The sequence below is a fragment of the Terrabacter sp. GCM10028922 genome (genome assembly GCF_042666095.1).
Lineage (GTDB): Bacteria > Actinomycetota > Actinomycetes > Actinomycetales > Dermatophilaceae > Terrabacter.
The window spans coordinates 163,304-175,277 of record NZ_JBHTFG010000032.1 but is presented as its reverse complement, the minus strand read 5'-3'; the positions used below and the strand labels follow the sequence as shown (position 1 = coordinate 175,277).

General features: G+C 70.4%; 11 protein-coding genes. 2 read left to right on the top strand and 9 right to left on the bottom strand.

Annotation, left to right across the window (positions count from 1 at the left end; genetic code table 11):
- Positions 1-20 precede the first annotated feature (20 nt).
- A complete protein-coding gene (locus ACFQU3_RS21180; protein WP_385913483.1) occupies positions 21-1,019 on the bottom strand; it encodes an aldo/keto reductase in 999 nt (332 codons plus the stop codon).
- Between the two features lie 84 nt (positions 1,020-1,103).
- On the opposite strand from ACFQU3_RS21180, the gene ACFQU3_RS21175 reads away from it, so the two are divergent.
- Together ACFQU3_RS21175 and ACFQU3_RS21170 are read left to right on the top strand one after the other, a co-directional pair.
- Positions 1,104-1,520: a MerR family transcriptional regulator gene (locus ACFQU3_RS21175; RefSeq protein ID WP_385913481.1), complete on the top strand. Its 417-nt coding sequence runs from the start codon at positions 1,104-1,106 to the stop codon at positions 1,518-1,520.
- Between the two features lie 340 nt (positions 1,521-1,860).
- Complete coding sequence (locus ACFQU3_RS21170; protein WP_385913479.1) at positions 1,861-2,616, top strand: Ltp family lipoprotein; 756 nt, start codon at positions 1,861-1,863, stop codon at positions 2,614-2,616.
- A gap of 77 nt (positions 2,617-2,693) precedes the next feature.
- On the opposite strand, the gene ACFQU3_RS21165 is transcribed toward ACFQU3_RS21170, so the two are convergent.
- From ACFQU3_RS21165 to iolC, 8 genes are read right to left on the bottom strand one after another with little or no spacing between them, the layout of a single operon-like run.
- Positions 2,694-3,698: a Gfo/Idh/MocA family protein gene (locus tag ACFQU3_RS21165; RefSeq protein WP_385913477.1), complete on the bottom strand. Its 1,005-nt coding sequence runs from the start codon at positions 3,696-3,698 to the stop codon at positions 2,694-2,696.
- 14 nt (positions 3,699-3,712) lie between these two features.
- A complete protein-coding gene (locus ACFQU3_RS21160) occupies positions 3,713-4,645 on the bottom strand; it encodes a TIM barrel protein (RefSeq protein WP_385913475.1) in 933 nt (310 codons plus the stop codon).
- 45 nt (positions 4,646-4,690) lie between these two features.
- A complete protein-coding gene (locus tag ACFQU3_RS21155; protein WP_385913473.1) occupies positions 4,691-6,190 on the bottom strand; it encodes a CoA-acylating methylmalonate-semialdehyde dehydrogenase in 1,500 nt (499 codons plus the stop codon).
- Positions 6,191-6,244: 54 nt separating this feature from the next.
- Entirely contained in the window at positions 6,245-7,129 is an 885-nt protein-coding gene (locus ACFQU3_RS21150; RefSeq protein WP_385913471.1) for a sugar phosphate isomerase/epimerase family protein, read from the bottom strand.
- The gene (gene iolD / locus ACFQU3_RS21145; RefSeq protein WP_385913469.1) at positions 7,126-9,117 is read right to left on the bottom strand and encodes a 3D-(3,5/4)-trihydroxycyclohexane-1,2-dione acylhydrolase (decyclizing); all 1,992 of its coding nucleotides are present in this window, start codon (positions 9,115-9,117) and stop codon (positions 7,126-7,128) included. Before iolD ends, ACFQU3_RS21150 begins: the two co-directional genes overlap by 4 nt.
- The gene (iolB, locus tag ACFQU3_RS21140) at positions 9,114-10,019 is read right to left on the bottom strand and encodes a 5-deoxy-glucuronate isomerase (protein ID WP_385913467.1); all 906 of its coding nucleotides are present in this window, start codon (positions 10,017-10,019) and stop codon (positions 9,114-9,116) included. Before iolB ends, iolD begins: the two co-directional genes overlap by 4 nt.
- Positions 10,016-10,963 (bottom strand): deoxyribose-phosphate aldolase, encoded by a 948-nt coding sequence (locus ACFQU3_RS21135; protein WP_385913465.1) that lies wholly within the window; start codon positions 10,961-10,963, stop codon positions 10,016-10,018. The genes iolB and ACFQU3_RS21135 overlap by 4 nt, the downstream gene beginning before the upstream one ends.
- Entirely contained in the window at positions 10,960-11,970 is a 1,011-nt protein-coding gene (gene iolC / locus ACFQU3_RS21130; RefSeq protein WP_385913962.1) for a 5-dehydro-2-deoxygluconokinase, read from the bottom strand. The genes ACFQU3_RS21135 and iolC overlap by 4 nt, the downstream gene beginning before the upstream one ends.
- Between the last annotated feature and the right edge of the window lie 4 nt (positions 11,971-11,974).

Sequence of the window (11,974 nt, the reverse complement as noted above, 5' to 3'; positions counted from 1 at the left end):
CCGTGTGCCCTCCGCTTCGCTCAGGCGAGCAGGCGCGCGACCTCCGCCATCTGCTCCTGCGTCAGCGGGCCGTGCTGGAGGGCCGCGGCATTCGCCTCCGCCTGGGCCACGGTGCGGACCCCGGGAATCGGGACGGTGGCCGGGCTCCGCCCCCAGATCCAGGCGAGCGCCCCCTGGGCCGGAGTGCGCCCACCGGACGTGATGACCTCGCGGATCGCGGCGGCCCGGGCCAGCCACTCCGGGTTCGGCCTGCCGTCGATGAAGTACTTCATCCAGGCCGCACCCGTCCCGCGGACGTCGGTCGCCGAGAGCGTCGCCCCGCGGTCGTAGGCGCCCGTGAGCACGCCCATCCCCAACGGGCCGCGGTTGACGCTGGCGAGGTTCTCGCTCTCGCAGAAGTCGAGCATGGCCGGGTTGTCCTCGAGCACGTTGAGCTGGTGCTGGATGGAGGCGCAGTGCGGGCCCGCTGCGAAGACGCGGGCGCGCTCCACGTCGTCGGTGCTCCACCCGTACGCGCGGATGGTGCCCTCGTCGACGAGCGACTCGAGCACGGCTCGGACGTCCTCGGCCCGGGCGGGCTCGAGGTCGCCGACGTGCAGCTGGAACAGGTCGATCCAGTCCGTGCCCAGGCGGCGCAGGCTCTCGGCGCAAGACCGCCGCACCGCATCCGGAGTGACCTCGACGCCGCTGACGCTCTTGCCGGCCTCGTCGACGCCGTAGCCGAACTTCGTGGCGAGCACGACCTCGGAACGCCGGTCGGCGACGGCCCGGCCGAGCACGGCCTCGCTGTGGCCGGCGCCGTAGTTCGCCGCGGTGTCGAAGAACGTGACCCCACCGGCGATCGCTGCGTGGAGTGCGCGGACCGACTCGTCGTCGTCGACCTCGCCCCAGCCCGCCTGCTGGCCGTCCATGATCCATGGACCGCCGATGGCCCAGCACCCCACGCCGAGGGCGCTCACGTCGATACCGCTGCGGCCGAGGGTTCGCCGGGTGGTGATGGTCTTCTCTGATGTCGTCATGTCAACGACGCTAGATCCTTGAGCGCGCACCAGATCAAGCCCTTGGACAGACCATTTGTCGACCCTCGCCTCTACGGTGGACCGATGACGACGACGCGCAACGACACCGCCGGCCTCCGCGTGGGTGAGGCCGCGCGAGAGGCCGGGGTCAGCATCGACACCCTCCGCTACTACGAGCGCGAGGAGCTGCTCCGCACCGAACGCACGCCGAGCGGCCATCGCCGCTACTTCGACAGCGACCTCGAGTGGATCAGCGTCCTGACGTGCCTCCGCGAAACGGGCATGCCGATCCGGCGGATGCGCGAGTTCGCGACCCTCGTGGGCGAGGACGACGACGCGACCATCGGTGCCCGCATCGCGCTGCTCGAGGAGCACCGGACCGAGGTGCTGCGCCACATCCGCGAGCTCGAGAGCAACCTCGAACGTGTCGAGGGAAAGCTGGCCTGGTACCGGGGCCGCCTTGCCGACAGCCAGGCGGTAGCGGCCCCTCCTCAGACCTAGAACCCTGGCTTCGCGCGCATCTCGACACGACGACGCCAGAGAAGGAGGACTCGGACGGTTGTACCGACGAGTTCACAGTCGCGCCCCTTCACAAGACCTCGAAAGGCAGCTGGCGACCGCGACGAGAAACAGCTGAGCGGCTCGACGATTGAAACGTCCGTCGCAGAGCAACGCTTCGGGCGAGGCCCTCCCTTAGAGCGCTGGGGCCAGCGGCGACCTGACGGCGGCCGAGAGTGGACATCGCGTTTCCTTCTACGGAAATGGCCGAAACCGGGATATTCCCCGCGAGGCATCGGACACTGCCTTAGCAGCGCAGGGAAATCACAGGGAAGAGCCACTCATGAGCGACAACAACTACCAGTACCCCGTCCCGGAAGGCGAGCAGCCCACGCCTCCCACCTGGGCACCGCCGCAGGGCGCTCCGTTCACGGACGCACAATCGGCGGCCCCGAAGCAGAAGATGAGCAAGGTCAAGAAGGCTGGCCTGTGGACCGGAGGCATACTCGTCGCGTTGGTCGCAATCGGCGCGATGGGCGGAGACCCAGAGACCGCGCCCATCGCTGCACCCGCCGTGAGCTCGAGCACGTTGAGCGTCGCGCCGACTGCCACTACGACGGCGGCCGACACTGCGGCAGCGGACAAGGCCGCCGCCGACAAGGCCGCCGCCGACAAGGCCGCAGCCGACAAGGCCGCAGCCGACAAGGCCGCCGCCGACAAGGCCGCAGCCGACAAGGCCGCAGCCGACAAGGCCGCAGCCGCGAAAGCCGCTGCCGCAAAGGCCGCCGCGGAAGAGGCCGCGAACGCGATGACCGTGTCGCAGGAGCAGGCGGTCTCCAAGGCCGAGTCCTACCTTGAGCTCACCGCGTTCTCCCGCAAGGGACTCATCAAGCAACTCGAGTTCGAGGAGTTCTCCAAGGCTGACGCAACGTATGCCGTCGACCACATCACGGTGAACTGGAAGGAGCAGGCGGCGAAGAAGGCGGAGTCCTACCTCGAGCTCACCTCGTTCTCCCGCGGTGGACTCCTTCGTCAGCTCAAGTTCGAGGGTTTCACCGACGCTCAGGCCGCCTATGGGGTCAAGTCCGTCGGGCTCTGACGACGCACCTCTCTCGTGCCGTGGGGCCCGGCCATCTGCTCGAGAAGTAGCCGGGCCTCACCTGCGCTCGCCGAGGCTCAGGCGTAGAAGGCAGGCTTCGCGATCATCTCGACCTTGACGACGCCGTCGTCGGTGAGCGCACGCACGCCCGCGTCGCACACGCACGCGGCGGCATACCCGTCCCACGACGTCGACCCGGTGTGCTCGCCCACGGCGACGGCGCTGATCCACTCCTGGACCTCGGTGACGAACGCCCCCCAGAAACGGTCGTTGTGGTCGCGGGCGATCGCGTTGCGGTGGCCGGAGCCGTCGCGAATCTCGATGGCGTTCTGGTCGGCGAGCGTCACGGTGCCCTTCTCGGCGACGGCCTCACAACGAATGTCGTAGCCGAACTGGCAGTTGACGAAGATCTCGTCGTCGACCCGGACACCCGACTCGGTCTCGAGGATGAGCACGAGCGGGTCCTGGAGGTGCTCGAAGCGCAGGGACGTCTTCTTCGGCTTGTCGACGCGCGCGGAGACGAACTCCTCGCCGAGCAGCCACCGCATCGTGTCGATCTCGTGGATGGCGGTGTCGTTGATCGCCATGTCCCACGTGTAGTGCTCGGGCACGGTGGGGTTGCGGTGCGCGCAGTGCACCATGAGCGTCTCGCCGAGCTCGCCGGAGTCGAGCAGCTCCTTCATCTGCCGGTAGCTGCGGTCGAAGCGCCGCATGAACCCGACCGTCACGAGACGGCGTCCTGCCGCCTGCTCGGCCTCCATGATCCGCAGCGCGGCATCGGCGGTCGGGGTGAGCGGCTTCTCGCAGAAGACCGGCTTGCCGGCGGCGATCGCCGCCAGGACGTCGACCTCGTGGGCCGGGCCGTAGCTGCAGATCATGACGGCGTCGACCTCGTCGGAGGAGATGAGGCTCGCCGAGTCGGCGTAGGCCGTGCCGCCGATCCGGTCGGCCACCTCCTTGGCGCGCACCTCGTCGACGTCGGCGACGGCGACGACGCGCCCTCCGGCGATGACGGTGTGGATGCGGTCGATGTGCGCCTGCCCCATGCCTCCGGGGCCGATCATCCCGATGCGGACGGTCATCTCAGGCTCCTTCGTCACTTGAGGCCGAGGCCGACGGAGGCGAGGTACTCGCGCGTCTGGATGGCGTTGGGCAGCGGGTACGACGGGTCGCACGGGTACATGTCCTGCTCACACACGACGTAGAGCTCCTTGTCGAGGTCGGCGAGCGCCTCGACGAGCGACGGCATGTCGGGCGCACCTGCCGGCGGCGCGACCGAGCAGCCCTTGGCCACGGCGAGGCCGAAGGGCCAGTCCTCGTCATGGGCCTGCTTCACGAGGCCCTCGTCCATCGCCTTGATGTGGACGTAGGAGATCCGCTCGGGGTACTTGCGGCACAGCTCCATCGGGTCGCCGCCGCCGTAGACGATGTGACCGGTATCGAGGCAGAAGCCGACGTAGTCGGGGTCGGTGGCCTGGAACACGCGGTCGATGTCGGCGGGCGTCTCGATGTGGCTGTCGCCGTGCGGGTGCAGCACCATCTGGAGGCCGTAGTCCTCCTTCATGATGCGGCCGAGCCTGTCGGCGTTGGAGATGTACGCGTTCCAGGCCTCCGTCGAGAGGACCCGGTCGTCCGTGTAGGCCCACGTCTTCTCGTCGCGGAACATCGGGGGCAGGTGCACGATGTACTCCGCGCCGACGGCCGCGTGCGTCTCGGCGATCTCGCGGAACGTCTTCTCGGTGTCGGCCCACGCCTCCGGCTTGTGCAGGATGCCCCACCCGGTGCCGGCGACGACCCGGAAGCCGCGCTTGTCCATCTCCTCCTGGAGTCGCTTCGGGTCCTTCGGGAAGTAGCCGAAGGGTCCGGTCTCCATGACGGAGAAGCCGGCCTCGGCCATCTCGTCGAGGGCCGTCTCCCAGTGGATCTGCTTGTCGTCCTCGGGGAACCAGACGCCCCACTGGTCGGGGCACACGCCGATGGTCAGCTTGCTGTAACGGTCGTCGGTGTTGCGGGCCTTGGACTCGGCCATCTTCTGGGTCCTCTCGAGGGGTGTGGTGGGCGCTGGGGGCGCGGGTCAGTCGTTCTGGGGGAAGCCGAGGTTGAGGCCGCCGTGGCTCGGGTCGAGCCACCGCGAGGTGACGACCTTGCCGCGGGTGAAGAAGTGGACGCCCTCCATGCCGTGGGCGTGGGTGTCGCCGAAGAGCGAGTTCTTCCACCCGCCGAAGGAGTAGTACGACACCGGGACGGGGATCGGCACGTTGACCCCGACCATGCCGACCTGGACGTGGCGCTGGAACTTCCGCGCAGCACCGCCGTCGTTGGTGAAGATCGCCGTGCCGTTGCCGTACGGGTTGTTGTTGATGAGCTCGAGGCCCTCGTCGTACGAGTGGACGCGCACGACCGACAGCACGGGCCCGAAGATCTCGTCGTCGTAGAGCGACATGCCGGGCTTGACGCCGTCGAAGAGCGTCGGCGCGAGGAAGTAGCCCTCGCCGTCCGACTCGAACTCGGTCTCACGTCCGTCGACGACGAGCGTGGCGCCCTCGGCCACGCCGGCGTCGAGGTACGACGTCACCTTGTCGCGGTGCTGCGACGTCACGAGCGGGCCCATGTCGCAGCCGCGCGTCCCGTCGCCGGTGACGAGCTTGCCCATGCGGTCCTTGATCTTCGAGATCAGCTCGTCGGCGATGGGCTCGACTGCCACGAGGGCGGAGATCGCCATGCAGCGCTCCCCCGCCGAGCCGAACCCGGCGTTGACGGCCGCGTCGGCGGCGAGGTCGAGGTCGGCGTCCGGCAGCACGAGCATGTGGTTCTTCGCGCCGCCGAGGGCCTGGACGCGCTTGCCGTGCGCCGTGCCCGTCTCGTAGACGTACTTCGCGATCGGCGTCGAGCCGACGAACGACACCGACTTCACCTCGGGGTGCGTCAGCAGCGCGTCGACGGCCTCCTTGTCGCCGTTGACGACCTGCATGACGCCGTCGGGCAGGCCGGCTTCCTTCCAGAGAGCCGCGACCGCGAGCGCCGCCGACGGGTCCTTCTCCGAGGGCTTGAGCACGACCGCGTTGCCGCATGCGATGGCGATGGGGATGAACCACATCGGCACCATGGCCGGGAAGTTGAACGGCGAGATGACGGCGACGACGCCGAGCGGCTGCCGGATCGAGTAGACGTCGACGTTCGTCGAGGCGTTCTCGGAGAAGCCGCCGCGCAGCAGGTGTGGGATGCCGCAGGCGAACTCGGCGACCTCGAGGCCGCGGGTCACCTCGCCGAGAGCGTCGCTGAGCACCTTGCCGTGCTCGGCGGTGATGAGGGCCGCGATCTCCTCCTTGCGCTCGTTGAGCAGCTCGCGGAAGGCGAAGAGCACGCCCGACCGCTTGGCGAGCGAGGCGTCGGCCCAGCCCTCCCACGCGGCGGCGGCGGACGTCACGACGTCGCCGACGAGGGCGGCGGACGCGAGGTCGAGGACGCCGGTCTGCTCACCGGTGGCGGGGTTGTAGACGGGCGAGGTGCGCTCGGCGGTGCCGGTCCACGGCCGGCCGTCGACGAGGTGGGTGATGCGGGTGGGCGTGCTCATGGGATGTCCTTCAGGTCGGAGCAACAACAAGACGGGGTATGCCGGGTGGCCGGCTCAGGGGGCGACGAAGGTGGGCGGCGTGTCCCACTTGTCGAGGTAGGAGCGGATCGTGTCGCGCATGTAGATGCTCGACTCGCGGGCACGGTCCTCCCACGCGAAGACGCACGAGGTGACGATGCCGTCGAAGCCGATGCGCTCGAGGCCGCGGAAGAGCTCGTCGAAGTCGACCTCGCCCTGGCCGATGTCGAGGTGCTGGTGCACCGTCACCTGTGAGCCGGGCGGGTTGACGATGTAGCGCAGGCCCGACGACGCGGTGTGGTCGTAGGCGTCGGCGACATGGACCATCGTCAGCAGGTCACCGGCCTTGTCCATGATGCCGTCGCAGTCGTTGCCCTGGTGGAACGTGTGCGGTGCGCAGTAGAGGAACGACACGTTCGGGCTGTTGATCCCGCGGATCAGGTCGACGGCCTTCTTGCCGTCCTCCTCCCAGTCGTCGGGATGGGGCTCGAGCACGAGCCGGATGCCCTCCTTCTCGAAGACGGGGAGCAGCTCCTCCATCGACCTCCAGAACTGCCGCTCGCAGACAGCCGCGTCGCGCGGGTTGCCGTTGAACTCGGAGTTCATCGTGTCGACGCCGAGGTCGGACGCGATCTGGATGGCGCGCTTCCAGTAGCGCACGGCCGCCTGCCGCTCTTCCTCGTCGGGGCCCGACCAGCTGAAGAGCGGCAGCACCGACGACACCCCGACACCGGCCGAGGAGAGGGCCTTCTTGAAGGCGGCGACCCCGGCGTCGTCGACGCGGGGGTGCTTGAAGAAGGGGATGAAGTCCTCGCGCGGCGACAGCTCGACCCACTCGTAGCCGAGCTCGGCCACGAGACCGGGCAGCTCGAGCAGCGAGGTCGTCTCGCGGAACATGTACGGGTCGATGGCGAGCTTCATGACGTGGGCTCCGGGCTCGTGGCGGCGTTGGTGGGGGTGCTCGTGGGGCTGATGAGGGGACGCTGGGTGGCCTTGTGGTCGGTGTACTCCGCGTATGCCGCCTGCGTCGTGTCGAGGTCGCTGACCTCCGAGACCGGCACGTCCCACCACGACGCGCTGTCGGGCGCGTGGACGAGCGGGTCGGTCTCGACGTGGATGACGACCGGGCCACCGTCGGCCGGGGCCGCCTTGGCCTCCTTGATCGCCTGGTGCAGCTCGTCGAGCGAGTGCACCTCGATGACGTGGGCCCCGAGCGACCGGGCGTTCGCAGCCAGGTCGACGGGCAGCACGTCGCCGTCGAGACGCCCCGACGACTCCCCGCGGAACCGGTACGAGGTGCCGAACCGCTGCGACCCGAGCGACTCCGAGAGCGACCCGATCGAGTGGAAGCCGTGGTTCTGCACGAGGACGACGATGACCTTGACGCGTTCCTGCACGGCCGTCACGAGCTCCGTCGGCATCATGAGGTAGCCACCGTCGCCGACCATGGCGAAGACGTCGCGCGACTCGTCGGCGAGCCGGATGCCGATGGACGCCGGCACCTCGTAGCCCATGCACGAGTAGCCGTACTCGACGTGGTAGGCCTTGCGGTCGCGCACGCGCCACAGCTTGTGCAGGTCACCGGGCATCGAGCCGGCCGCGCACAGCACGACGTCACGAGGGTCGGTCAGCTCGTTGACGGCACCGAGCACCTGGCCCTGGGTCAGCAGCCCGTCGCCCAGCCGGTCGGTCACGTCGGGGGCCGGGTGGTAGGCGGCCTCGACCGAGGCGTCCCACTCGGACCAGAGCGCAGCCTGACGCTCACGGTAGGCGTCCTCGACGGCATACCCGTCGAGCGCACCCGACAGCGCCCTCAGCGCCTCCCGCGCGTCGGCGACGACGGAGAGCCCTGCGTGCTTGCCCGCGTCGAAGCGGGCGACGTTGACGTTGACGAAGCGGACACCCTTGTCCTGGAAGGCGGTCCGCGAGGCGGTGGTGAAGTCGCTCCAGCGCGTGCCGACCCCGACCACGACGTCGGCCTCGGCGGCGAGGGCGTTGGCGGCGGTCGTGCCCGTCGAGCCGACCGCACCCATCTCCTGCGGGTGACCATGGGGAAGCGAGCCCTTGCCGGCCTGGCTCTCGCACACCGGGATGCCGGTCTGCTCGGCCAGCGCGCGCAGCGCCTCCTCGGCGCCGGAGTAGTGCACGCCTCCACCGGCGACGACGAGCGGTCGGCGCGCCGACCGGATGACGGCCGCCGCGTCGGCGATGTCGACGGCCTCCGGCACCGGGCGCGCCACGCGCCACACGCGCGGTGCGAAGAGCTCGACCGGCCAGTCGTGGGCCTCGGCCTGCACGTCCTGCGGCAGCGAGATCGTCACCGCACCGGTCTCGACCGGGTCGGTGAGCACGCGCATCGCGCCGAGGAGCGCCGACGGCAGCTGCTCGGGACGGCTCACCCGGTCGAAGAACCTCGACAACGGGCGGAAGGCGTCGTTGACCGTCACGTCGGCGGCATACGGCTGCTCGAGCTCCTGGAGCACCGGTGCGCTGACGCGGGTCGCGAACGTCCCCGACGGCAGGAGGAGCACCGGGATCCGGTTGATCGTCGCGAGGGCTGCGCCCGTCAGCATGTTCGTCGAGCCGGGCCCGACGGAGGCAGTGCACGCCCACGTCTGGAGCCGGTCCTTCTGTCGTGCGTAGGCGACCGACGTGTGGACCATGGCCTGCTCGTTGCGTGCCAGCACGTACGGGAGGTGCTCCTGGCCGTCGGCGAGCTCGTTCTGCAGCAGGGCCTGGCCGAGCCCGGCGACGTTGCCGTGGCCGAAGATGCCGAAGCAGCCGGCGAAGAGCTTCTGCCGCTCGCCGTCACGCTCGCTCCACTGGTTCGCGAGGAACCGCACCACGGCCTGCGCCACGGTCAGGCGCACGGTCTCGCCGGTCGAAGCGGTCGGGGTCGCGCTCGTCATCGAGAGCCTCCAAGCGGGAGTCGGGGGTCGACCGGCTGGGCCGACCAGGTGTCGCGGACCCAGCCGTGGGCCGGGTCGTCGCAGATGAGCCAGGCGCGCTCCGGTCCGGGACCCGCCATGACGTTGAGGTAGTAGAGGTCGTAGCCCGGCGCAGCCATCGCGGGACCGTGCCAACCGTGTGGCACGAGGACCACGTCACCCGAGCGGACCTCGGCCATCACGTCGATGGGACGGTGCTCGGTGCCGTAGACCCGTTGGTACCCGATGGGGTCCGCAGCGGCGCTCGCCGGTGAACCGTCCTCGGGCGCGACCTCGAAGTAGTAGATCTCCTCGAGCTGCGTCTCCTCGCCGGGCCGCTCCTCGTCGTGCTTGTGCGGTGGCCACGAGCTCCAGTTGCCGGCCGGGGTCACCACCTCGCAGGCGATGATGGAGTCCGCCTCGAGCACGCCGGGGATGCCGAAGTTGCGGACCTCGCGCGAGGCGAAACCGGCTCCGCGCAGCTCGACCGGCACCTCGTCGGCGGCCACGTGCCGGAAGGCGAAGCGTGGCTCGACGGTCTCGGTGACCGCGAAGACGAGTGCCACCCGGGCCGCGCCGACCGCCGTCACCGAGAGGCGCGATCCGGCGGGCACGTAGGCGACGTCCGTCGCGCCGGCGAAGACCGAGGCGCGGCCGGCCAGCGTGGCCTCGTGGCGTCCGGCCGCGTCGTCACTCGACACGAGCACGGACCCCTCGAGCGGCACGACGACGAGCTCACGGCGACCGGCGTCGAGCCCACGAGACTCCCCGTCGGCGAGGCGGCCGGCATACATCCCGGTGTGCTCCCAGCCGGACGCGTCGGGTTCGACGACGACGTCCCAGCCGTCCCCGCCCACCGTGCCGAAGGGCCGGTGCCACGTCATGAACCACCTCCGGAACCACCGTGCACGAGCTCGGCCGCGATGTCGACGGCCGCGGCGACGTCGCCGTCGGGCGGGAAGAGCAGGGCACGCCCGACGACCAGCCCCCGTACGGCGGGCAGGTCGAGCGCCCGGCCCCACGAGGCGTACGTCTCGTGCGGGTCGCCCTGGGGGTCTCCCCCGAGCAGCAGGGTGGGCAGGGTCGTCGCGTCCATGACGCGCTCGAGCTCGTCGACGACGGGCAGCTTGAGCCAGGTGTGTGCGCTGGACGCGCCGAGGCCGGCGCCGATGTGGATGGACTTGATCGTCGAGTCGGGGTCGAGCTGGTTGACGACCCGGTCGCCCTCGTGCACCGACATGAACGGCTCGACCATCGCCATGAGGCCGTGCTCGGCGAGCTCGGTCACGGCGCGGGCGCTCGCCTCGAGCGTGGCCACGGTGCCGGGGTCCTCGAGGCAGATGCGCGTCAGCATCTTGCCGCCATCGAGACCGCGGGCCGCGATCTCGTGGGCGCTGTAGGCGGTGAAGCGGTCGTCCAGCTCGAAGCGCGCACCCTGCAGGCCGCCACGGTTCATCGACCCGATCGCGACCTTGTCGTCGAGGGCGCCGAGCAGGAGCAGGTCGTCGAGCACGTCGGGCGTGCCGAGCACGCCGTCGACGCCGGGACGCGCGAGCGCGGTCACGAGCCGCTCCAGCAGGTCGCTGCGGCTCGCCATCGCCGAGCCCGCCCCCCGGACCCCGAGAGCCCCGCGCGCCGGGTGGTCCGCGGCGACGACGAGCAGACGGCCGTCGCGGCCGACGAGCGGGCGGCGGCGGCGCGCGGCCCAGGCGGCGGCGATGCGCCCGGGCTCACGGACCCGGATCTCCGTCAGGTCCGCGACAGCGACTCCCGCAGTACGGGGGGTGTGCTCGGTGGTGTACTCGGTGATGTGCTCTGTGGTGGTCATCGTGCCTCCTCGGCGACGGTGGCGAACGGGGACGAGACGGCGAGGCGCGCCTCGACCTCGGCGGAGGTGGGCATGGCGGTCGAGCACTCGAGCTTGCTGGCGACGATGGCCCCGGCGACGTTGGCGAACTCGAGGATGCGGCGCAGCCCCCAGCCCTCGAGGAGGCCGTGGCAGAGAGCACCGCCGAAGGCGTCGCCTGCACCGAGGCCGTTGACGACGTCGACGGGGAACGGCGCGACCTCGACGCGCTCGTCGCGGGCGGCGGCGAGCACCCCCTTGGGCCCCTGCTTGACGACGGCGAGCTCGACGCCTCGCTCGAGGAGCGCGTCGGCCGCGCGCTGCGGGTCGGTCTCGCCGACGGCGACCTCGCACTCCTCGCGGTTGCCGACGGCCACGGTCACGTGGTCGAGGGCCCGCCCCACCTGCTCTCCGGCCTCGACGGGGTCGGCCCAGAACATCGGACGGTAGTCGAGGTCGAGCACCGTGTGGGCTCGACGGCCGCGGGCCTCCCACGCGCGGAAGTGCGCCGCGCGGCTGGGCTCCTGGGAGAGTCCCGTCACCGTGGACCAGTAGACACCGGCGCGCCGAATCGCCTCCAGCGGAAGGGAATCCGCGTCGATCATGAGGTCAGGCGCCGTCGGGTAGCGGTAGAAGTACAGCGGGAAGTCGTCGGGCGGGAAGACCTCGCAGAAGGTGACCGGCGTCGGCGGTCCGTCGACGGCCGACACGTACGCGTCGTCGACGCCGAAGTCGCGCAGCGCCTCGTGGATGTAGCGGCCGAACGCGTCACGCCCCGTGCGCGTGACGAGGGCGGTCCGGTGGCCGTGCCGCGCGGCGGCCACGGCCACGTTCGTCGCACTGCCGCCGAGGAACTTCTCGAAGGTGCGCACCTTCTCGAGCCCGACGCCGTGCTGGAGCGGGTAGATGTCGACGCCGGTGCGCCCGATGGCGACGACGTCGTATGCCGTGTCGTCCGGGGCAGGAGTGGTCGTGTCCATCGCGTCCATGTCG

Coding starts and splice junctions, on each gene's coding strand:
- iolB (WP_385913467.1), bottom strand. CDS start 10,019: ATGACGTGGCACCGGCCCTTCGGCACGGTGGGCGGGGACGGCTGGGAC.
- iolC (WP_385913962.1), bottom strand. CDS start 11,970: ATGGACGCGATGGACACGACCACTCCTGCCCCGGACGACACGGCATAC.
- ACFQU3_RS21135 (WP_385913465.1), bottom strand. CDS start 10,963: ATGACCACCACAGAGCACATCACCGAGTACACCACCGAGCACACCCCC.
- ACFQU3_RS21155 (WP_385913473.1), bottom strand. CDS start 6,190: ATGAGCACGCCCACCCGCATCACCCACCTCGTCGACGGCCGGCCGTGG.
- ACFQU3_RS21180 (WP_385913483.1), bottom strand. CDS start 1,019: ATGACGACATCAGAGAAGACCATCACCACCCGGCGAACCCTCGGCCGC.
- ACFQU3_RS21150 (WP_385913471.1), bottom strand. CDS start 7,129: ATGAAGCTCGCCATCGACCCGTACATGTTCCGCGAGACGACCTCGCTG.
- ACFQU3_RS21160 (WP_385913475.1), bottom strand. CDS start 4,645: ATGGCCGAGTCCAAGGCCCGCAACACCGACGACCGTTACAGCAAGCTG.
- ACFQU3_RS21170 (WP_385913479.1), top strand. CDS start 1,861: ATGAGCGACAACAACTACCAGTACCCCGTCCCGGAAGGCGAGCAGCCC.
- iolD (WP_385913469.1), bottom strand. CDS start 9,117: ATGACGAGCGCGACCCCGACCGCTTCGACCGGCGAGACCGTGCGCCTG.
- ACFQU3_RS21165 (WP_385913477.1), bottom strand. CDS start 3,698: ATGACCGTCCGCATCGGGATGATCGGCCCCGGAGGCATGGGGCAGGCG.
- ACFQU3_RS21175 (WP_385913481.1), top strand. CDS start 1,104: ATGACGACGACGCGCAACGACACCGCCGGCCTCCGCGTGGGTGAGGCC.